Origin of the sequence: Pelomonas cellulosilytica (assembly GCF_021353265.1) — a bacterium.
GTDB lineage: Bacteria > Pseudomonadota > Gammaproteobacteria > Burkholderiales > Burkholderiaceae_C > Pelomonas > Pelomonas cellulosilytica.
In genome coordinates this window covers 203,369-224,865 of sequence record NZ_JAJTWU010000008.1, presented here as the reverse complement: position 1 = coordinate 224,865, position 21,497 = coordinate 203,369, and the positions used below count along the sequence as shown (strand labels likewise).

The window sequence follows — 21,497 nt, the reverse complement described above, 5'->3', positions numbered from 1 at the left end:
TCGACATGCAAAGACGCCATCTGCTCCAACTCGGTCTCGGCGCTGCGCTGCCGGTGCAACTCTGGGCGGCAGCGCCAGACACCCCGCGTCTGTTGGTCGTCTTCCTGCGCGGCGCCTACGACGCAGCCAACCTGCTGGTGCCCGTGTCGTCCAGCTTCTACTACGAGGCCCGGCCCAACATCGCCATCGCCAAGGCCGCCGCGCTGCCGCTGGACGCTGGCTGGGGGCTGGCGCCGGCCGTGGCCGACAGCATCCACCCTCTTTGGTTGAAGAACCAGGCCGCCTTCGTGCCGTTCGCCGGCACCAACGACACGACGCGCAGCCATTTCGAAACGCAGGACCACATCGAGCTGGGCCAGCCCGACGAGGGCAGTCGCGACTTCCGCAGCGGCTTCATGAACCGGCTCGCCGGTGTGCTGGGCGCCGGCGGCGTGGCCGGCTCGCGGCTGGAGGCCATGGCCTTCACCGACCAGGTGCCGCTGATCCTGCGCGGCAGCCTGCCCGTGGCCAACCAGGCGCTGCGCGACCTCGGCAAGCCCGCCATCAACGCCACGCAGGCGCAGACGATTGCCGGAATGTACGCCCACACGCGGCTGGCCGGCACGGTCAGCGGCGGCTTCGAGGTACGCGACGAGGTATCCAAGGAAATGGCCGGCGAGATGGAAGCCGCCAGCCGTGGCGCCATCGCGGCCAAGGGCTTCGCGCTGGAGGCGCGGCGCGTCGCGCGGCTGATGCGCGAGCGCGTGACGCTGGGCTTCATCGACGTGGGCGGCTGGGACACGCACGTCGGCGAAGGCGGCGCGACCGGCCAGCTCGCCGGCAAGCTGGGCGAACTGGGCAAGGGGCTGGCGCTGTTCGCCGACGAGATGGGCCCGCAGTGGCGCAACACCGTCGTCGTCGTCGTCAGCGAGTTCGGCCGCACGTTCCGCGAGAACGGCAACCGCGGCACCGACCACGGTCACGGAAGCGCCTACTGGGTGCTGGGCGGCGGCTTGAAGGGCGGGCGCATCGCCGGCGAGCAGGTGGAGGTCAAGGCCACGACACTGTTCCAGAACCGCGACTGGCCGGTGCTCAACGAGTACCGCGCGCTGCTCGGAGGCCTGTTCAGGCGCATGTACGGCCTGAGCGACGCGCAACTGGCCACGGTTTTCCCCGGGGCCAGCGCGCGCGATATCGGGCTGGTTTAAGCGGCGCCCTTCACCCAGCGGTCGACGACCGCCTTCACGCGCTCGCCGAACACCTTGGCCGTCGCGATGTCGCCCGGCACCATCTCCTCGGCAGACGCGTCGCTGGGCGTCTGCGTGATGAGGCCCGCATAGCCGCCCAGGTTGTTGACGTCGTCACGCGTGGCCGCCTTGTGGTTGGGCGCCTTCAGGCCCATGCCCACCCACACCATGCCGTGCTGCTGGCTCAGCGTATGCAGGTACTGCATCGTGCCCTGCTTGTCGCCGTTGAGCGTGGCCGAGTTGGTGAAGCCGGCGGCGATCTTGTCGCGCCACACCTGGCTGTACCACGGCTTGCTGCTCGCGTCGGCCACCTTCTTGAACTGCCAGCTCGGGCCGCCCATGTAGGTGGGCGTGCCGAACACGATGCCGTCGGCCGCGGCCAGCGTCGCCCAGTCGGCCTCGCCGATGTTGCCCTCGGCGTCGATGGCGATCAGCTCGGCGCCCGCGGCACCAGCCACCGCCTCGGCGACCTTCTTCGTGTGGCCGTAGCCGGAGTGGTACAGAACGACGATCTTGCTCATGGACAGTTCCTTTCGGAGTGGGGTGAATCAGAAACCTGCGGACCGGGCGCCAGGCCGCTTCCAAGCCGGCCCGCCCAGGCGATGTGCTTGCGGCTGAACGCCGCAAGCATCGCCGTCCCCTCGGGGGACAGTCCAGACCCGCCCGCGTTCAACGGGGCGAGCGTGGGCGAGGGGCACCATCTCAGGCGGCCAGATCGAAAACCAGCACTTCGGCGTCGCGACCCGCCGTCAACGCCAGCTGCGCAGTGTCGCGGACTTGCAAGGCATCGCCCCCCGTCAGGACTTGTCCGTTGACGGTCAGCGTGCCGCGCACCAGATGCACGTAGCCGATGCGGCCGGGGGCCAGGTCCAGCTCGGCGGCCTCGGCGCCGTCGAACAGGCCGGCATACAGGCGTGCGTTCGCGTGGATCGTCACCGCGCCGTCGGCGCCGTCGTTGGCCGCCACGAGACGCAGCTTGCCGCGCTTGGACCCGGTGTCGAAGTGCTTCTGCTCATAGCTCGGTGTGATGCCGCGGGCATCCGGCTGGATCCAGATCTGCAGGAAGTGCGTCGTGCGGTCCTTGGCATGGTTGAACTCGCTGTGCATCACGCCGGTGCCGGCGCTCATGCGCTGCACGTCCCCCGGGCGGATGACGCCCGCGTTGGCCGCGCCAGGCTCGCCGTTGCCCATACTGTCCTTGTGGGCCAGTTCGCCGTCCAGCACGTAGCTGATGATCTCCATGTCGCGGTGGCCGTGCGTGCCGAAGCCACGGCCCGGGGCCACCTTGTCCTCGTTGATGACGCGCAGCGCACCGAAGCCCATGCGGGCCGGGTCGTAGTAGTCGGCGAACGAGAAGCTGTGGAAGGACTTCAGCCAGCCGTGGTCGGCATAGCCGCGGTCACTGGACTTGATGAGTTGCATGGTCATGTGGTGCTCCTTTGGTGATCGATGGAGTCAATGTAGGAGCGCGCATCGCCGGCGGGGTCGACAGGTGTTGAGGACATCATTCAAATAGACTGAACAGATGCTGGATGCGGCTGTCGACCGCTTCCCAGCGCTTGCAGCAGATGATGTCCATCCAAGAATCCGATCCCCGGCGACCCGTTCGCTTCGCGCAGCAACGCTGCACAACCGATTGCGCCCAACCACCGCATCCAGCATGACCCAAGACCGCCGTCGCGCGCTGACACCCGAAGCGCTGACCATGATGGACACCATCGCCCGCACCGGCAGCTTCGCCGCTGCGGCGCGCGAGATGGGCCGCGTGCCCTCCGCACTGACCTACTCTGTGCGCCAGCTGGAGGACGCGCTGGACGTGCTGCTGTTCGACCGCAGCTCCCGCCAGGCCATGCTGACCAGCGCCGGCCAGGAGCTGCTGCTGGAAGGCCGCCGGCTGCTGCAGGAGCTGGACGCCGTGGCCAACCGCGTGCGTCGCATCGCCACCGGCTGGGAGAGCGAGCTGACGCTGGTGATGGACGACGCCGTCGCGCGCCGCGCCGTCTTCGACCTCGTCGAGGCCTTCTACGCCGAGAAGGTCGAGGGGGGTGGTGCGCCGCCGACGCGGCTAAAGCTGCGCGTGGAAGTGCTGGCCGGCACCTGGGAAGCGCTGCTCCACGGCCAGGCCGACGTGGCCATCGGCGTGCCCGCCCAGTCGGCCAGCAGCAGCATCCACTGCGAGCCAGCCGGCGAGCTGGAATTCGTCTTCTGCGTGGCGCCCCACCATCCGCTGGCCAAGCTGCCGGAGCCGCTGACGGCCGCGCAGATCGCCGCCCACCGCATCATCGCCGTCGCCGACAGCGCCCGCGTGCTGACGCCCATCACCGTGGGCCTGCTGCCCGGGCAGGACGTGCTGACGGTGCCGTCCATGGCCACCAAGCTCGAGGCACTTCTGCGCGGTCTGGGCTGCGGCTCGTTGCCGATCAGCATGGTGCGCCGCCACGTCGACGCCGGGCGGCTCGTGAGCAAGACCACCTATGAAGGACGGCGCTCGGGTGTCATGCACTACGCCTGGCGCGACACCGGCCATGCGCCGGGCCTCGCGCTGGCCTGGTGGCTGGACCGGCTGCGCCACGACACGACGCGCAAGGCGCTGCTGGAACAGCACGAAGGCCTGCTGCTGTAGTGGCCGCAAGTCCTGAGCCAGCAGCGCCCATGTACCGAGGCCGTTTCGCCCCCTCGCCCACCGGTCCGCTCCACGCCGGCTCGCTGGTGGCCGCGCTGGCCAGCTGGCTCGACGCCCGCGCCCAACGCGGGCGGTGGCTCGTGCGCATCGAAGACGTGGACGGCCCCCGCTGCCCGCCAGGCACGGACGAGGTCATCCTGGGCCAGCTCGCCGCGCTGGGCCTCGTGCCCGATGAGCCGCCCGTCTGGCAGTCCCGCCGCGACACGCACTACCAGGCCGCGCTGGACCGGCTCGTCGCCGCGGGTGACGCCTACGGCTGCGCCTGCACGCGCGCCGAGATCGCTGCGGCCTACGAGCGGATGGTCGGCCCGCGCCCCAGGCATGGCGAGCTGGTCTACCCCGGCACCTGCAGGGCAGGCACGCACGGCCGGCCGGCGCGCGCCTGGCGGCTGCGCGTGCAGGGTCGTGTGGACTGGCAAGACCGCCGGCTGGGCGTGCAGTCGCAGGACTTGGCCGCGGAGGTCGGCGACTTCGTGCTGAAGCGCGCCGACGGCCTGTGGGCGTACCAGCTTGCCGTCGTCGTGGACGATGCCGAGCAAGGCATAACTGATGTTGTCCGCGGCGAGGACCTGGCCGACAACACGCCGCGGCAGATCGCGCTGCAGCGGGCACTGAGCCTGCCGACGCCGCGCTACCTGCACACGCCGCTCGTGCTGGCGGCCGACGGTCACAAGTTGTCCAAGCAGAACGGCGCAGCGGCCATCGATCTCACCGACCCCGCAGCGCGACTGCGAGAGGCGGCAGCCCGGCTGGGCCTGCCACCGCTGCCGGACGCCGCCACGCCGGCCGACACGCTGGCCGCTGCCGTGACAGCCTGGGCTGCCGGCGGTTGATGCGCACGCCGGCGGCCCCTTCGTCGCCGCAGGCTCGTCCCTGTCGCGCCGGCACGGGCGCTCGTCGCGCCGCACTGGGACGGCGCAGACGCGCTGCAGACACTGGCGCCGTCCCGTCACTTCGCGAGCCTCCCATGGACTACCGCAGCCTCCTAACCATCCCGCTGGCCGCCGTGGCACTCAGCGCCAGCAGCGCCGAGTCGCTCCGCCTGCCCGCCGGCTGGCAGGCCGGCGCCAGCTTCAGCTGGCCGGCCGGCACCACCTACCTGACCGGCGTCGCACCCAGCACCGACACCGCCGGCCAGCGCATGCTGACTGTGCAGTCCGTCGGCCAACGCCACGACGGCGAACTGGGCGCCATCTCGCAGAGCGTCACCGGCTATGGCGGCAAGCGCCTGCGCTTCCAGGCCCAGGTCAAAGCGGCCGGCACTGATGCGTGGGCCGGCCTGGTGGTGCGCAGCGGATTCCTGCCGCTGCACGTGCTGCCGGTGGACACGCAGGAAGCCGAGCCCGTCAGCGTCGGCACGCCGGCCTGCCCGGACTGGTGCGAGGTCAGCGTCGTGGCGGACATCCCGCAAGACGACTTCGGCGCCGCCACGGTGGGCCTCGCCGTGATCGGCAACGGGCAGATCTGGGCCCGGGACTTCAAGCTCGATGTCGTCGGCCGCGACGTACCCACCACGGCAACGCCGTTCGCCGCGACGCAAACGGCCAGGCTGCGCGCCGACATCGCCCGGCAGCAGTCCACGCAGGCCACCCGCCCGACACCACCCAGCAACCTCGCGCTGCGCTGAGAACCGACTTCAGGAGAGCCCCCATGGACTACCGCGCCCTGGTCACCATTCCCCTCGCCGCGCTGGTGCTGAGCGTCAGCGCCGCCGCACCGCGCCTGCCGGACGACTGGCACCTCGAAGCCATCGTCCACCACATGCAGCCGACCGGTGGCCCCGGCTACGAGGCAGGCCTCGACCCCGCAGCCGAGGCCACCGGCACGCCCGTGCTGCGCCTGCGCTCGACGAACCCGCCTCAGCTGCCGGTGCCCGCCAGCGTCGGCAGCGTCTCGCAGCAGGCCAGCGGATACGGCGGCCAGCGCGTGCGCTTCAGTGCCGACGTGCGCGCAGCTTCCGGCAGCCGCTGGGCCGGCCTCTACATGACGCCGGGCGGCCCGAACCAGCTTGTTCGCACCGCACGCGGTGCGCCGGGCGTCGAGCACCGGCTGCCGATTGGGGCCGCCGTGCCGCCCGCCACTGACTGGCAGCGTGTCAGCGTCGTCATCGACGTGCCGCGCGAGGCGCCGCTGCTGACGGTCGGGCTTGCGCTTGTGGGCGAAGGTGAGGTGGCGATGCGCCGGCCGAGCTTCGAGGTCGTCGGTCGCGACGTGCCCGTCACGACGACGCCCGTCGGCATCGACTGGGCAGCCGCGCGCGAGAACGTCGCACAAACGAAGCGGGTGATGGCCGCGCTGCCGCCGGCGCCCCTCGTCAACGCCCAGCTCGACTGAGCGCACGATGCTCACAACGATCCGCCTTCGTCATCTGGCCGCCGCGGCGCGACCGGCACTGGTGCCGACACTGTGCTTCTGGCTCGGCTGGGCGGCGCTGCACAGCCAATGGCCGCAGGCGCGTGCGCTGACACTTGCGGCCCAGCTGTGGCTGGCCTACAGCGCGGCGGCCTGCGTGCTGCACCGGCGCCGGTGGCCGCTGGCGGTGCCGGTGGCCGCGCTGGGTGGCGCTTTGCTAGGCCTGCTGCTGGTGCCCGGCACCCGGCCCGTGCCGTGGAGCCAGAGCTGGGAGGTGATGCGCCTGGCGCTGCCGGCCTGGGGTTTCGCGCTGCTGATGCACCTGCCGCTGCGCTGGTGGCGCTGGCGCGAGTCGCAGGCGTTGCAGCTGCGCCTGCAACAAGCCGAACAGCAGGCAGCCATCGCCGAGCTGTCGCGCCAGGTCAGCGTCGCCGAGCTGAAGACGCTGCAGGCGCAGGTCGAGCCGCACTTTCTGTTCAACTCGCTGGCCAGCCTGCAGCAGCTCATCCGCCTGCAGCCGGCCACGGCCGAGCGCTTTCTCGGCGAGCTGCACGACTACCTGCGCCTGGCCCTGCCCTCGCTGCGGGAGCCGCTGTCCACCGTCGACCGGGAATTCGCGCTGACCCGCGCCTACCTGAACGTCATGGCCACGCGGTTGGGCGCGCGGCTGCGCTTCGGCGTACAGGCCGCCGACGGCTGCGGAGGCCACGCCCTGCCGCCCCTCATGCTGCTGACACTGGTGGAGAACGCCGTGCGCCACGGCATCGAGCCGCTGGCCGCTGGCGGCGACATCCACGTCAGCGCCCGCCGCGATGGCGACCGGCTGCTGGTGGACGTGGCCGACACTGGCGCCGGGCTGTTCGCCGCCCCGGCCGGCACCGCCAGCGCCGCCGCTACCGCGCCATCGCAGGGGCTGGGGCTGGCCAACGTGCGCGACCGCCTGGCCAGCCTGTACGGCGGCGCCGCCCACCTCAGCGTGCAGCAGGCCGACGGGGGCGGCGTGCTCGCCCGCATCGCGCTGCCCTGGACGCTTCCCGCATGAAAACACCCACCGCGCTGCTCATCGAAGACGAAGCCCTGCCCCGCCAGCGCCTGCGCGAGGGCCTGGCTACGCTGTGGCCGCAGCTTCAGGTCGTCGCCGAGGCCGAGGATGGCGACCAGGGCCTGGCACTCGCGCTGGACCTGCGGCCCGACATCCTCTTCGTCGACATCCGTCTGCCCGGGCTGGACGGTCTGTCGCTGGCACGCCGGCTGAAAGGCCTGGCGCACATCGTCTTCGTGACGGCTTACGACGCGCACGCGCTGCAGGCTTTCGAGCACGGCGCCATCGACTACCTGCTCAAGCCGCTGGACGACGCGCGCTTGGGCGAGACCGTGCAACGGCTGCGGCAACGACTGCAATGGCCGCCGGCGCAGCTCGCAAACTGGCTGCAGCAGTGGACACCGCCCGTGCTCGACGCCGCGCCGGTGGCCGCCACGCCGCTGCGCTGGCTGCAGGCCTCGCAGGGCGAGCGCCTGCACCTTGTCATGGTGGCCGACGTGACGCACTTCCGCAGCGACAACAAGTACACCTGTGCCGTCACCGCCGAAGGGGAGTTCCTGCTGCGGCTGTCGCTGCGCGAGCTGCTGGCCCAGCTCGACCCCGGCCAGTTCTGGCAGATCCACCGCGCGGTGGTCGTCAACCTCGCCCACGTCGCGCGGGTCGACCGGCGCCTCACGGGCATGGAGGTGCTGCTCAAGGGCAGCGACACGCGGCTGCCCGTCAGCCAGAGCTTCCAGTCCCGGTTCAAGCCGATGTAGGCACGCCACTTGCCGCTCGACCGCTCCATCCCCTGCGGAGACCGGCATGGCCAGCTTCATCACCATCGGTTACGGCAACAACGCCGGCTACGAGGCCACGCCCGTGGCACTGCGCGACGCAGCGCATGCACACGACGCCCGGCTGAAGGCGCGCGGTGTGCTGATGGGCATCGCCGGGCAGCCAGTGCAGGTGCGCAATCCGCAGGGCACCGGCGCGCAGCGCAGCGATGGCGCCTACCTCAGCAGCCAGTTGCCGATCGCCGGCTTTGCCGTCATCGAGGCCGACTCGCTGGAGCAAGCCATCGAGCTGGTGGCCGGCACGCCGTGTGCCATCGCGAACGGCGTGGTCGAGGTGTGGCCGTTGCAGGTGACGCCATGAAGCCACGGGCGCGCACGAGGTGACAATCCGCGGCTTTTCCCACCCCGAAGGATTTGCGATGAACACGACGCCCAGCGGCCTGCAGTACGAAGACACCGTCGAAGGCGACGGCAAGCAGGCCGCCGCCGGCCATGACGTGACCGTGCACTACACCGGCTGGCTCTGGGTCGATGGCGCCCGGACCGCCAAGTTCGACTCCAGCAAGGACCGCGGCGACCCGTTCGAATTCGAGCTCGGCGCCGGCATGGTCATCCGCGGCTGGGACGAAGGCGTGCAGGGCATGAAGATTGGCGGCAAGCGCACGCTCATCATTCCCGCGCCACTGGGCTATGGCGCACGCGGCGCCGGCGGCGTCATCCCCCCGAACGCGACGCTGTGCTTCGAGGTTGAGCTGCTGGGCCTGGCCGGCGGCCCGGAACCCGTCGAGCTGAACCTGCACACGACGTCCAGCGGCCTGCAGTACGAGGACCGCGTTGTCGGCGATGGCACCGAGGCCGCGGCGGGCCAGCGCGTGTCGGTGCACTACACCGGCTGGCTCTACAAGGACGGTCTGCGCGGCAAGAAGTTCGACTCCAGCAAGGACCGTGGCCAGCCGTTCAAGTTCCGCCTGGGCGGCGGCGAAGTCATCCAGGGCTGGGACGAGGGCGTGCAGGGCATGAAGGTGGGCGGCACGCGCTTCCTCGTGCTGCCGCCGGAGCTGGGCTATGGCGCGCATGGCGCGGGCGGCGTGATCCCGCCGAACGCGACGCTGCTGTTCGAGGTGGACCTGCTGGCGGTCTGAAGGGCGCGGTCAGATCTCGGCGCCGAACATCGTCGTCGGCGGCGATATCTGCGTCCGGCGCCACGGCGTGATGCGGGAGTCGACATCGTCGATGGGGCCCGTAATGGGACGCCCCGCCAGCCAGTCCTTCAGCTTGGGCAGCGACATCGGCCGGGCCACGAGGTAGCCCTGCACCTCGTGGCAGCGGATGCTGCGGATGATGGCCAGCTCGCGCTCGGTCTCCACACCCTCGGCCACCGTCCGCATGCCCAGCACCCCGGCCATCTGCACGATGGTGTTGACGATGGCGCGGGCATCAGAGTGCTCGGTCAGTGAGCGCACGAAGGAGCGGTCGATCTTCAACGTGTGGAACGGGAATGCGCGAAGATAGGCCAGCGACGAGAAGCCGGTGCCGAAGTCGTCCAGCGCCACGTGCACGCCCAGCTCGCGCAGCGCATGCAGGCGCTTGAATGCGGCCTGGGCGTCTTCCATCATCAGCGACTCGGTGACTTCCAGGTGCAGCAGCGACGGCCCGACGCCGGTGCTCACGAGCATGCGCTCCACGCTCTTCACGAAGCCCGGTTCCATCAGCTGCAGCGGTGACACGTTGACCGCCACGCTGAGCCGTGGCAGCTCGCGCGCGGCCAGGCAGGCATGCTCCAGCGCCAGCGCACCGAGCTCGCGGATGAGGCCGCAACGCTCGGCCGCCGGAATGAACTCGCCCGGCGAGATCGAGCCCAGCACCGGGTGCTCCCAGCGCATCAGCGCCTCGACGCCCAACGCCCGCAGGCTGCGCGCATCAACCTTGGGCTGGAAGTGCAGCTCGAACTGGCCATGCGCCAGCCCCTCGCGCAGCGCCTGCTCGATGGTGTGCATGCGCCGGCTGGCGGCACCCAGCGAGCTGGCATAGACGACGCTGCGCCCGCGGCCGGAGCGCTTGGCGTCGTAGAGGGCCAGGTCGGCATTGACCATCAGGTCTTCGACGTTGGCCACGCTGGCGTCCAGGCGGGCCAGGCCCACGCTGGCGCCGACGTGCAGCCGCTTGGCGCCCACATGGATGGGCTGGCTCAGCTTGTCGATGATGAGCGCCGCCATGGCCTGCGGCGCGCGCACAGGCGCCTCGCCCAACCGCAGCATCGCGAACTCGTCGCCACCCAGCCGGCCGACGAGGTCCCCCTCCTCCACCAGCGCCAGCAGCCGTCCGGCAACCACGCGCAGCACCTCGTCGCCGGCGGAGTGCCCGGAACTGTCGTTGACCACCTTGAAGTGGTCCAGGTCGATGGACAGCAGCCAGCCCGCGCGGCCCAGCGCCATCGCGGCCTGCGCGGCGTTCATCAGCGCGCGGCGGTTGGCCAGACCGGTCAGCGCGTCCTGTTCGGCCTGCAGGCGCAACTGGTTCTCGAAGCGCTGTGCCTCCGTGATGTCGGCAATGACGCCGCGCCAGCAGCCCACGTGCACACCGTCCGGTTCGGTGATCGGCTTGGCGCTGATGGCCCACCAGCGTGCGTGGTCGCCACGGCCCAGCTGCAGTTTCAGGTCGCGGAAGGGGCGGCTCACCGCCCAAGCCGCGACGACGGGACCGGATGCCAGCGCGCGCGTCGCAAACCACTGCGGCAGCTGCACCTCGCCGAGCCGCTCTTGCGGCACGCCGAACAGGCTGGCCAGGCGCGGTGAACGATGAACGAGATGACCCTCCGCATCGGTTTCCCACAGCGCATCGCTGGCGTTCTCCTCGAAGTCGCGCAGCAGCAGCGACACCACCTGCTGCTGGTGAGCCTGCGTGAAACGCGCCCGCAGCAGCGCGGTGGACTGACGCGCCAACGCCATCGCGGCGAAGGAGACGACGGTGGCATAGCTCAGCAGCAGCACGGCGACCGCCAGGAAGATGACGTCCCCGGCCCGCCACAGCGCCACCAGCGCCCCGGCGACGATGAGCCAGGTGTAGACGATGCTTGCCCAGGGCAGCATGGCCAGCGCGAAGGCGCCGGCGCCCAGCATGCCCGTGACGAGCGTCGCGATCAGCACCCGCTCGGCCGGCCCGGCCGGCGCAAACCACAGCGCCGCCGCGCCGCCCCAGCACAGGCCCAGCACGGCGGCATGCCAGGTGCCCCGGCGATAACCCCGGCTCGACACCTGCGGCGCGACGTGGCGCCGCCGCTTCCACCATCCCAGGAGCCCCAGGGCGGCCACCGCGCCCAGCACGACGAGCCAGCCCGCCAGCAGCACGCCGCCGGCGTCGCCCACGGCCAGCCGGACCAACCCGCCGGAGATCAGGTTGGCCGCCATCAGCAGCGGCGTGAGCCGCGTCAATTGGGCGAGATGCTCCGCCCGGATGCGAGCCGACTCGGCTTTGCCGTCAACGTACAACTCAAACGTCTGGCGCAATCGATCCCAAAAGCCTTCAGTTCGAGCCATGAAAGCGATATCTTTCACACTTGTGTCTGTATCGCCCGGATCGTAACGAGACCCTTCACCACGGCGTCATGCCGGGCTGGTCTTCTCCGTGGCGTTTGCATCATCCGCCGGGTTCTTCCCTCTCTTCCGCCGTCTCTTTAGGAGCAACGCCATGTCCGGGTCCGACCAGCGCCGTTTCCCTCGCGTCGAGTTCTTCCTGGTGCCCGACGAGCATGAGCAGTTGCCCGTCTGGGTCATCAAGCCGGCCGGCCTCGCGCACGAGCGCGGCGGCGTGGTGGTCAATCTCAGCGGCTCTGGCCTGCAAATCCTGGCCGCATCGGAGCCGGCTCTGGATGCCAGCCACTATGAATTGCGCCTGCTGCTGGGAGAGGACGAGGGCGTGCCGCTCTTCAGCGCCGATGTGCGTCGCGTCTGGAACCGACCGCTGAGCCCCAACGTCCAGATCGGCGGCTTCGAGTTCGACGAGCCGAACTCCCAGGCCGAGGAGTTCCTGCACGCGCAGACGGCGCAGATCACCGCGCGCAAATGGGTGCGGTGCGTCCTTGTCGAGCGCGTGCCCGCGCTGAACTGACGCGGGCGGGCGCCCGAGCGCGCCCGTCCCTGACCTCGCCCACCACCGCAGGCCGCGGTGGTGGGCGTTGCCGTTTCTGGCCATTCAAAAGAACGTCCTCCCGGCACCGTGGCGGTCGATGACCGCCCCGCACGCTCCCGCGCCGCCAAATAGTGCCGCCGCCGCGCAGAAACGCGCAGCGCCGCACGCACTTCGCGTTCGATAAATACGGCAAAATTGATAACAACAACGGACAGCCATCGGCGATCAAGCCGATACAGCGCCGAGACACGGCTCAATCCCGAATCGCAATGATCAAAACGTCATCTTTGCCACCTGCAGGACCGACCATGCCGCGCGGCTTGGCGCCGTCCTGGATGCGCCTGGCGGCCCCTGCGGCCGCCTGGGCGCTGGCTGGCACGGCACTGGCGTGGATCGGCGTTGGTGCGGCATGGGGGCTGTGGGCGCTGGCGTCGCTGCTGGTTTGGCAGGGCTACCGCCGCGCCGTGGCCAGCACGGCCGCCACGCAGCACGACGACGTCCACCATCAGCTCGCCGCCCGGCTGGACGACGCGGCCACCACGTGGAGCACGCACCTGACCACCGCACAGGCCCAACTGCGCGATGCCGTGGACCAGATGCTGGCGTCCTTCGGCGACATCCTCCAGCAGCTCGACGGCCTGTCGGGCCACGCGCCAGGCGCCGGCGACGGCACCGAGCGCCTGGCCGTGCTGGCTCAGTGCGACACGCAGTTGCGTGGACTGCTGCAGAACTTCGACTGCTTCGTGAAGTCGCGCAACGAGGTGCTCGGCACCGTCCAGACGCTGGGCGAAGCCTCGGGGCGACTCAGCACGATGGCCGAGGACGTTTCCAGCATCGCGCGGCACACCAACCTGCTGTCCATCAACGCGGCCATCGAGGCCGCCCGCGCCGGCCCCGCTGGCCGCGGCTTTGCCGTCGTCGCGGGAGAGGTGCGCCGGCTGTCGGCCGAATCGGGCGAGACCGGCCGCCGCATCGGCGCGCAGGTCACGGAGTTCAATGAACGCATGCAGCAGGCGCTGGCCCAGGCCACGCTGACGGCCGCGCAGGACGGCGAAGCCATCCAGGCCGCCGAGCGCACCGTCGGCGAGGTCGTCGACCAGGTGCACGCCGCCGTTACGCAGCTGCAGCAACGCAGCGCCGAACAGAGCGCCCAGGGCGACATCATCCGTGCGCAGGTCGAGCAACTGCTCACTGCCTTCCAGTTCCAGGACCGGGTGCACCAGATCCTGGACCAGCTGCGCGAGTCTATGGGCCGCGCCAGCGACTCGCTGCAGGCCGCGGCCGCCGCTGGCCAAGCGCCCGACGACCGCGACTGGCAGATGCTGCTCGCGACGGGCTACACGACCGCCGAGCAGCGCGCCGTCACCCACGGCAACCCCACGCCGGCTACCCCGGCCGCCACCACCGAGACCACGTTCTTCTGAGGACTGCGTATGGCCAAGACCATTCTCATCGTCGACGACTCCAGCTCACTGCGCACCGTCGTGCGTCTGGCCCTCACCCGCGCCGGCTACGAGGTGCTCGAAGCCGGCGACGGCCAGGCCGCGCTCGAGGTGCTGGAGAAAACGCCCAAAGCGCATCTCGTCGTGTGCGACGTGAACATGCCGCGCATGGACGGCATCACCTTCGTCACGCAGCTCAAGCAGCATCCGCGGCACCGCTTCGTGCCTGTCATCATGCTGACGACCGAGGGCGAGGAAGACGCCAAGAACCGCGGGCGCCAGGCCGGCGCCAAGGCGTGGATGGTCAAGCCCTTCAACCCGCCGCAGCTGCTGGACGCCGTGTCCAAGCTGGTGCTCCCATGAGCGCGCTGCAGCTACCGGCCGAGCTGAGCGTCTACACGGTCGCCGGCCTTCGGCCGCAATGGCTGGCGTGGGTCGAGCAGGTGGCAGCCTCGGGACCGGCCGCCGACGCCGATGGCAGCGCGGTTGACCAGGTGGACGGCGCCGGCGTGCAGCTGCTGGTCGCGCTGCAGCACAGCCTGGCCGCCCGCGGCTGCGCGCTGCGCCTGCGTGGCGCGAGCCGCCCGCTGCACGACGGCTGCGCCAGCCTGGGCATGGCCCGCTGGCTCGATGAACTGCAAACCCCGGAGGCCTCATGACGCTGGAAGCCGACTTCATCGCCGAGGCGCTGCCCGCCTTCCTCAGCGAGGCCGACGAGCAGGTCGAGAACCTCGAGGCGCTGCTGTTGCAGCTGGAGGACCGGCCCGACGACGCGGAGTTGCTGAACGCGCTGTTCCGCTGCGCCCACACCGTCAAGGGTTCGGCCGGCGTGTTCGGGCTGGACGCCATCGTGGACTTCACCCACCACGTCGAGACCTTGCTGCAGCGGCTGCGCGAAGGCCAGGTCACGCTGACGCCCGACCTCAGCACGCTGCTGCTTCGCTGCAACGACCAGATCCGCGGCCTCGTCGGCGAAGCCGGCGGTGCCCCGGCCCAGTCCGGTGCCGCCGAACAGCGCGACGCCCTCGTCGCACAGCTGCAGGCCGCCGCAGGCATCGCCGCCAAGCCGGCAGCAGCGCCGGCCGCGCCCCCCGCCACGGACAAGCCCGCCAACGCCCGCCCCTGGCATGTGTCGGTCGCCTTCGGCCGCGACGTGTTCCGCAACGGCATGGACCCGCTCACCGTGCTGAACTACGTGCGCGGCCTGGGCGACGTGCCGCACATGGTGTGCGACGTGGGCGGCATCCCGCCGCTAGAGACGCTGGACGCCGAGAGCTGCCACCTGAGCTTCATCTTCGCGCTCGTCACCGAGGCCAGCCGCGCGCAGATTGAGGATGCCTTCAGCTTCGTTCGCGAGGACTGCCAGCTCCACGTGCTCAACCCCGGCGCCACGCCAGCTCAGTTCGCCGATCTGATCGACGCCATGCCCGGCAACCCGCGGCTCGGCGAGATCCTCGTCGCCGCCGGCGCCATCAGCCCGGCCCAGCTGCAGCAGGGCCTGCGCAGCCAGCAGGCCGCCGCCGCGCTCGGCGAGCCGGCCCTGCTGGGCGAGCTGCTGACGGAGCAGACGGGCCTGGCCCCCCAGGTGGTGGACGCCGCGCTGCGCAAGCAGCGCCAGCAACGCAGCGAGTCGGGCGCGCCGGCCGGGGAAGACCAGCGCTTCATCCGCGTGCAGGCCAACCGGCTGGATGCCGTCATCAACCTGCTGGGCGAGCTCGTCATCGCCGGCGCCGGTGCCGCGCTGCTGGCCCGCCAGAGCGGTATGCGCGCCCTCATCGAGGCCAACGAGCAGATCAGTCATCTCATCGAGGACATCCGCAATGGCACGCTGCAGCTGCGCATGGTGCCCATCGGCGAGACGTTCTCTCGCTTCCGCCGGGTCGTGCGCGACACCGCAACCGAGCTGGGCAAGGACGTGCAGCTGGAGATCGTCGGCGGCGACACCGAGCTGGACAAGAGCGTCGTCGAGCGCATCGCCGACCCGCTGATGCACCTGGTGCGCAATGCCCTGGACCATGGCCTGGAGACCGCCGAACAGCGCGTAGCCGCGGGCAAGCCGGCCCAGGGGCGGCTGACGCTGTCGGCCCATCACGAGGCCGGCAACGTCGTCATCTGCATCACCGACGACGGCCGCGGCATCCAGCGCCGCAAGGTGCTGGAGCGCGCATGGGACCGCGGCCTCGTGGAACCCGGCGTGGTGCCGGACGACGCCACCATCCAGCGGCTGATCTTCGAGCCGGGCTTCTCCACCGCCGAGAAGGTCACCAACCTCAGTGGCCGCGGCGTGGGCATGGATGTCGTGCGCAGCAACATTGAGGCCCTGCGTGGCACGGTGCTGCTGAACAGCGTCGAAGGCGAAGGCTCCACGATCGAGATCCGCATGCCGCTGACGCTGGCGATCATCGACGGCTTCCTGATCGGCATCGGCGATTCGCGCTACATCCTGCCGCTGGACGCCGTCGTCGAGGTCATCGAGGACCGCGCGCATGACGCGCGCCTGGACGCCCGCGGCCGCGGCGTCGTCGAACTGCGCGGCCAGGTGCTGCCCGTCGTCAGCCTGCGTGCGCTCTACGGCATCGAAGGGCCTTCGGCCGCCCGCAGCAGCATCGTGGTGCTGAAGTCCGGCCGCGGGCGCTTCGGCGTTCTGGTGGACTCGCTTCTCGGCCACCACCAGACCGTCATCAAGCCACTCGGCCGGCTGCTCGGCAGCCTGCGCGGCATGGCCGGCTCCACCATCCTCGGCAACGGCGACGTGGCCCTGATCTTCGACGTCCCCTCCCTGGCCCAGCTAGCCGAGGAGCCGCGCGGGCATGCCCGCGGCACCGCCGGTCGCTCCTCCAACCCAACCCTCGAGACCTCCGTATGAACCCGTCACAGACCTCATGGATCGCCCGGCTTGTCGCGGGTCAGGCACTCGACGAAGCCCAGTCTTCTCTGCAACGCGAAGAAGCCGGCCGGCGCGAGCTGGAGCAGCGGCTGGCCGACACCCAACGTCAGCTGGCCGAGGCGCAGGCCGAGCTGGCATTGCGCCAGCACATCCTGGACACGACGTGCATCGTGTCCGAAGCAGACGCGCGGGGCGACATCGTCGCCGTCAACGACAAGTTCTGCGAGGTGTCGCAGTACCGGCGCGACGAACTGATCGGTCGGCCACACAGCATCACCCGACATCCCGACGAGTCCAGAGAGACTTTCCGCGAGATGTGGCAGACCATCGGCCGCGGCCAGACCTTCCGCGGCACGATCAAGAACCGCGCGAAGGACGGCAGTCCCTACTACGTCGATGCGGTCATTGCCCCGGTGATGGGTGAGGACGGCAAGCCGCGCAAGTACCTGGGCGTACGCTACGACGTCACGCAGGCGGAGCTAGCGCGCCAGGCCAGCCAGGCCACGGCCTCCGGCATCCTGAAGGCCATAGACACGAGCTACGGCTACATCGAGTTCCAACCCGACGGCACGGTGCTGAGCGCCAACGCCAACTTCTGCCGGCTGATGGGCTACACCGAGGCGGAGATTGTGGGCGGCCATCACAGCCGGTTCGTCGACGCGGAGCACCGTGGCAGCGCGGCGTACGGCCAGTTCTGGGCGGCGCTGAAAGCAGGCGAGTCGCAGGTGGGCATCTTCAAGCGGCTGAACCGCGACGGCAAGGTCGTGTGGATCCAGGGCACCTATGCGCCCGTCAAAGATGAGCACGGGCAGGTCGTCAAGGTACTCAAGATCGCCACCGACATCACGGCTGCCAAGACCGAAGCTGCCGAATGGAACGGCCAGGTGCAGGCCATCTCGCGCTCGCAGGCCGTCATCGAGTTCGACCTGAAGGGGCGCGTGCTGCACGCCAACGAGAACTTCCTGCGCACGCTGGGCTACACGCTTGAGGACATCAAGGGACAGCACCACAGCATGTTCGTGGACCCGGCGCACCGCGAGACCGCGGAGTACCGCCTGTTCTGGGACCGCCTGGGCCGCGGCGAATACGACGCGGGCGTCTACAAGCGGCTCGGCAAGGGTGGGCGCGAGGTTTGGATCCAGGCGTCCTACAACCCCATCCTCGACCTGGAGGGCCGTCCGTTCAAGGTGGTCAAGTACGCCACCGACATCACTGCAGCGCGGCTCCAGGCCGCCGACTGGAGCGGCCAGATCGCCGCCATCTCCAAGTCCCAGGCGGTCATCGAGTTCGGCATGGACGGCCGCATCCTGAACGCCAACGACAACTTCCTGCGCACGCTCGGCTACACCCTCGACGAGGTGAAGGGCCAGCATCACAGCATCTTCGTCGAGCCGGAGTACCGCTCCGCGCCCGAGTACCGTCAGTTCTGGGAGCGCCTGGGGCGCGGCGAGTACGACACCGGTCGCTATCTGCGCCTCGGCAAGGGCGGCAGGCAGGTTTGGATCCAGGCCTCGTACAACCCCATCCTCGACCTCAACGGCCAGCCGTTCAAGGTCGTCAAGTACGCGGCCGACGTTACCGTTGAAGTCAACGAGGCCAAGGCGCTGGCACAGGTCGTGGCCGAGGCACGCAGCATCGCCGCCGCCGCGCAGGACGGCGATCTCGACCAGCGCCTGGGCACAGACGGCCGACAGGGCAACACGCTGCACTTGTGCGAAGGCATCAACTCGCTGCTGAATACGACCTCGGTGATCTTCGAGGACATCGGCAGCGTGTTCAACGCGCTGTCCGAGGGCGACCTAAACCGCCGCATCGAACGCGACTATGCCGGCGCCTTCGCCCGCATCAAGGAGGACGCCAACAAGACCTGCGACCGCCTCTCGCACATCATCGAGGAGGTGCGCTCCGCGGCCGATGCGCTGACCGGTGCGGCCAACCAGGTCAGCGCCACCGCGCAGAGCCTGTCGCAGTCCGCCAGCGAGCAGGCCGCCTCCGTGGAGCAGACCACCGCGTCCATGGACATGATCTCGGCCAGCATCAGCCAGAACAGCGACAACGCCAAGATCACCGACGGCATGGCCACCAAAGCCAGCAAGGAGGCCGGCGACGGCGGCGCGGCCGTCACGCAGACCGTCCTCGCGATGAAGCAGATCGCGCAGAAGATCGGCATCATCGACGACATCGCCTACCAGACCAACCTGCTGGCGCTGAACGCCGCCATCGAGGCAGCGCGCGCCGGCGAGCACGGCAAGGGCTTCGCCGTCGTCGCCGCCGAGGTGCGCAAGCTGGCCGAGCGCAGCCAGGAGGCCGCCAAGGAGATCGGCGACCTCGCCGGCAACAGCGTCAGCACCGCCGAGCGCGCCGGCAAGCTGCTCGACGAGATCGTGCCCAGCATCCAGAAGACCAGCGAGCTCGTGCAGGAGATCGCCGCCGCCTCGCAGGAGCAGAGCCAGCAGGCGTCGCAGATCGGCGGCGCGATGGGCCAGCTCAGCAAGGCCACGCAGCAGAACGCCAGCGCGTCCGAGGAACTCGCCGCGACGTCGGAGGAACTCTCCGGCCAGGCCGAACAGCTGCAGCAGTCGGTCGCCTTCTTCAACACCACAGGCCAGGGACGCGACGCGGCGACCACCCGGCACGAGAGCCAGTCCTTCGTTGAGCGGCGCGCGCCCAACTCGCCGATGCGCGGCCAGCGGACCAGCCAGCCGCGGCTGCAGGCCACCGGCACGCACGGCAACTTCCGCCCCTTCTGACGCCCACTCCAGAGGTCAACCCCATGCAAACCCAACCGACCCCCTGGCTGGTTCGCCTGCTCGCCGGCCCCCAGATCGACGCAGCCGACGAAGCCCGTGTCGACGCTGAACAGGCCCGCGATGCCCTGCAGGCCGAGCGCGACGAACTGCAGGCCAGGCTCAAGGCCGCCGAGGCCGAGCTGAAGGTGCGCACCGACATCATGAATGTCACGAGCATCGTCTCGGAGGCCGACAAGAAGGGCGACATCCTGAGCATCAACGAGAAGTTCCTGGAGGTGTCCAAGTACAGCCGCCAGGAGCTCATCGGCCATGGCCACAACACCACCCGGCACCCCGACATGCCCAAGGAGGTGTTCAAGCAGATGTGGGCCACCATCGGCCGCGGCGACATCTTCCGCGGTGTCGTGAAGAACCGCGCCAAGGACGGCACGCCCTATTACGTCGACGCCGTCATCGCCCCCATCCTCGGCGACAACGGCAAGCCGATGAAGTACCTCGGCGTCCGCTACGACATCACCGAGCAGGAGATCGAGCGCCAGAACGCCCGCGGCATCCTCGCCGCCATCGACCAGAGCTACGCTTACATCGAGTTCGACCTCAGCGGCCATGTGCTGCACGCCAACGACAACTTTCTGCGGACGCTGGGTTACCGCCTCGACGAGGTGAAGGGTCACCACCACCGCATGTTCTGCACGGCCGAGCAGGTCGCAAGCATGGCCTATGCGCAGTTCTGGCGCGACCTCAATGCCGGGCAGCCGCAGAACGACGTCTTCCGTCGCATCGACAGGGCTGGCCGCGACGTGTGGATCCAGGCCGTCTACGCCCCGGTGAAGGACGAGCTGGGCCGTGTCGTGAAGGTCGTCAAGATCGCCACCGACGTGACCGCGCAGATCACCGCCTCGCGCATGCTGGAGGACGCCGTCGCGCAGGCCGAGCAGGTGACGACCGCGGCCCGCAGCGGCGACCTCGGCCGCCGCATTCCGATGGAGGGCAAGAGCGGTCCCATCGCGACACTGTGCGAGGGTGTCAACGCGCTGATGGAGAACACCGCGGCGATCTTCGATGACGTCGGCCGCGTGTTCGGCGCGCTTTCCGAGGGCGACCTGTCGCAGCGCATCACGCGGGACTGCCATGGCGTGTTCGCCCAGGTGCAGCGCGATGCGAATGCGACGAGCGAGAAGCTCGCGGCCATCATCCAGGACGTCGGCCGCGTCTTCAGCGGCATGGCGGCCGGCGACCTGACGCAGCGCGTCGAGGCCGACGCCTCCGGCGTCTTCGAGCAGGTGAAGGACGACGCCAACAGCACTTGCGAAAAGCTCGGCACCATCATCGAAGAGGTGCGCTCCGCGGCCGACGCGCTGACCGGCGCGGCCAACCAGGTCAGCGCCACCGCGCAGAGCCTGTCGCAGTCCGCCAGCGAGCAGGCCGCCTCCGTGGAGCAGACGACCGCGTCCATGGACATGATCTCGGCCAGCATCAGCCAGAACAGCGACAACGCCAAGATCACCGACGGCATGGCCACCAAAGCCAGCAAGGAGGCCGGCGACGGCGGCACGGCCGTCACGCAGACCGTCCTCGCGATGAAGCAGATCGCGCAGAAGATCGGCATCATCGACGACATCGCCTACCAGACCAACCTGCTGGCGCTGAACGCCGCCATCGAGGCAGCGCGCGCCGGCGAACACGGCAAGGGCTTCGCCGTCGTCGCCGCCGAGGTGCGCAAGCTGGCCGAGCGCAGCCAGGAGGCCGCCAAGGAGATCGGCGACCTCGCCGGCAACAGCGTCAGCACCGCCGAGCGCGCCGGCAAGCTGCTCGACGAGATCGTGCCCAGCATCCAGAAGACCAGCGAGCTCGTGCAGGAGATCGCCGCCGCCTCGCAGGAGCAGAGCCAGCAGGCGTCGCAGATCGGCGGCGCGATGGGCCAGCTCAGCAAGGCCACGCAGCAGAACGCCAGCGCGTCCGAGGAACTCGCCGCGACGTCGGAGGAGCTCTCCGGCCAGGCCGAACAGCTGCAGCAGTCGGTCGCCTTCTTCAACACCGCCGAGGCAGGCGGTCGCAGCCATGCGCCGCGCCGGCAAGACAACAACAACCCACCCTTCGTCGAGCGGCGCGCGCCCAACTCGCCGATGCGCGGCCAGCGGACCAGCCAGCCGCGGCTGCAGGCCACCGGCACGCACGGCAACTTCCGCCCCTTCTGAAACGCGAGGCCGG

19 protein-coding genes and 1 pseudogene are annotated in these 21,497 nt (G+C 69.9%); 17 read left to right on the top strand and 3 right to left on the bottom strand.

All coding sequences use genetic code 11. The features are described from left to right. The first annotated feature begins 5 nt into the window (after positions 1-5). Positions 6-1,187, top strand: a complete 1,182-nt coding sequence (locus LXT13_RS20140; RefSeq protein ID WP_233373841.1) for a DUF1501 domain-containing protein — start codon at positions 6-8, stop codon at positions 1,185-1,187. Here the strand turns inward: LXT13_RS20140 and LXT13_RS20135 are convergent. Beyond that, a complete protein-coding gene (locus LXT13_RS20135; protein ID WP_233373840.1) occupies positions 1,184-1,747 on the bottom strand; it encodes a flavodoxin family protein in 564 nt (187 codons plus the stop codon). The two genes, LXT13_RS20140 and LXT13_RS20135, sit on opposite strands and share 4 nt — an antisense overlap. A 181-nt stretch (positions 1,748-1,928) precedes the next feature. Beyond that, on the bottom strand, positions 1,929-2,654 hold the full coding sequence (locus tag LXT13_RS20130) for a pirin family protein (protein ID WP_233373839.1): 726 nt from the start codon (positions 2,652-2,654) through the stop codon (positions 1,929-1,931). A gap of 232 nt (positions 2,655-2,886) precedes the next feature. Here LXT13_RS20130 and LXT13_RS20125 point away from each other — a divergent pair, with 232 nt between their 5' ends. The 9 genes and pseudogenes from LXT13_RS20125 (at position 2,887) to LXT13_RS20085 (ending at position 9,221) form a co-directional block, all read left to right on the top strand. Then, positions 2,887-3,849: a LysR family transcriptional regulator gene (locus LXT13_RS20125; RefSeq protein WP_233373838.1), complete on the top strand. Its 963-nt coding sequence runs from the start codon at positions 2,887-2,889 to the stop codon at positions 3,847-3,849. Between the two features lie 29 nt (positions 3,850-3,878). After that, complete coding sequence (gluQRS, locus tag LXT13_RS20120) at positions 3,879-4,742, top strand: tRNA glutamyl-Q(34) synthetase GluQRS (protein ID WP_233373837.1); 864 nt, start codon at positions 3,879-3,881, stop codon at positions 4,740-4,742. 134 nt (positions 4,743-4,876) lie between these two features. After that, positions 4,877-5,536 (top strand): hypothetical protein, encoded by a 660-nt coding sequence (locus LXT13_RS20115; protein WP_233373836.1) that lies wholly within the window; start codon positions 4,877-4,879, stop codon positions 5,534-5,536. A gap of 23 nt (positions 5,537-5,559) precedes the next feature. Further along, positions 5,560-6,243, top strand: a complete 684-nt coding sequence (locus tag LXT13_RS20110; protein ID WP_233373835.1) for a hypothetical protein — start codon at positions 5,560-5,562, stop codon at positions 6,241-6,243. A 7-nt stretch (positions 6,244-6,250) separates the two neighbouring features. Then, complete coding sequence (locus tag LXT13_RS20105) at positions 6,251-7,303, top strand: sensor histidine kinase (protein ID WP_233373834.1); 1,053 nt, start codon at positions 6,251-6,253, stop codon at positions 7,301-7,303. Continuing rightward, on the top strand, positions 7,300-8,061 hold the full coding sequence (locus tag LXT13_RS20100) for a LytR/AlgR family response regulator transcription factor (protein ID WP_233373833.1): 762 nt from the start codon (positions 7,300-7,302) through the stop codon (positions 8,059-8,061). Before LXT13_RS20105 ends, LXT13_RS20100 begins: the two co-directional genes overlap by 4 nt. 46 nt (positions 8,062-8,107) lie before the next feature. Beyond that, positions 8,108-8,440 (top strand): YciI family protein, encoded by a 333-nt coding sequence (locus LXT13_RS20095; RefSeq protein WP_233373832.1) that lies wholly within the window; start codon positions 8,108-8,110, stop codon positions 8,438-8,440. Between the two features lie 58 nt (positions 8,441-8,498). After that, positions 8,499-8,843 (top strand): annotated as a pseudogene (locus LXT13_RS20090) (FKBP-type peptidyl-prolyl cis-trans isomerase); the annotation flags it as partial. A 30-nt stretch (positions 8,844-8,873) separates the two neighbouring features. Next, positions 8,874-9,221: an FKBP-type peptidyl-prolyl cis-trans isomerase gene (locus tag LXT13_RS20085; protein WP_419964698.1), complete on the top strand. Its 348-nt coding sequence runs from the start codon at positions 8,874-8,876 to the stop codon at positions 9,219-9,221. A gap of 9 nt (positions 9,222-9,230) precedes the next feature. On the opposite strand, the gene LXT13_RS20080 is transcribed toward LXT13_RS20085, so the two are convergent. Further along, positions 9,231-11,615, bottom strand: a complete 2,385-nt coding sequence (locus tag LXT13_RS20080; RefSeq protein ID WP_233373831.1) for a putative bifunctional diguanylate cyclase/phosphodiesterase — start codon at positions 11,613-11,615, stop codon at positions 9,231-9,233. Between the two features lie 151 nt (positions 11,616-11,766). Here LXT13_RS20080 and LXT13_RS20075 point away from each other — a divergent pair, with 151 nt between their 5' ends. From LXT13_RS20075 to LXT13_RS20040, 7 genes are all read left to right on the top strand, one after another. Beyond that, on the top strand, positions 11,767-12,186 hold the full coding sequence (locus tag LXT13_RS20075; protein ID WP_233373830.1) for a PilZ domain-containing protein: 420 nt from the start codon (positions 11,767-11,769) through the stop codon (positions 12,184-12,186). A gap of 329 nt (positions 12,187-12,515) precedes the next feature. Continuing rightward, entirely contained in the window at positions 12,516-13,631 is a 1,116-nt protein-coding gene (locus tag LXT13_RS20070; protein ID WP_233373829.1) for a methyl-accepting chemotaxis protein, read from the top strand. A 9-nt stretch (positions 13,632-13,640) separates the two neighbouring features. Beyond that, the gene (locus LXT13_RS20065; protein ID WP_233373828.1) at positions 13,641-14,012 is read left to right on the top strand and encodes a response regulator; all 372 of its coding nucleotides are present in this window, start codon (positions 13,641-13,643) and stop codon (positions 14,010-14,012) included. Then, the gene (locus LXT13_RS20060; RefSeq protein WP_233373826.1) at positions 14,009-14,308 is read left to right on the top strand and encodes an STAS domain-containing protein; all 300 of its coding nucleotides are present in this window, start codon (positions 14,009-14,011) and stop codon (positions 14,306-14,308) included. The genes LXT13_RS20065 and LXT13_RS20060 overlap by 4 nt, the downstream gene beginning before the upstream one ends. Continuing rightward, entirely contained in the window at positions 14,305-16,515 is a 2,211-nt protein-coding gene (locus tag LXT13_RS20055) for a chemotaxis protein CheA (protein WP_233373818.1), read from the top strand. The genes LXT13_RS20060 and LXT13_RS20055 overlap by 4 nt, the downstream gene beginning before the upstream one ends. Beyond that, complete coding sequence (locus tag LXT13_RS28835) at positions 16,512-19,286, top strand: methyl-accepting chemotaxis protein (protein WP_349254850.1); 2,775 nt, start codon at positions 16,512-16,514, stop codon at positions 19,284-19,286. The genes LXT13_RS20055 and LXT13_RS28835 overlap by 4 nt, the downstream gene beginning before the upstream one ends. Before the next feature lie 23 nt (positions 19,287-19,309). Then, a complete protein-coding gene (locus LXT13_RS20040) occupies positions 19,310-21,484 on the top strand; it encodes a methyl-accepting chemotaxis protein (protein ID WP_233373816.1) in 2,175 nt (724 codons plus the stop codon). Positions 21,485-21,497 lie beyond the last annotated feature (13 nt).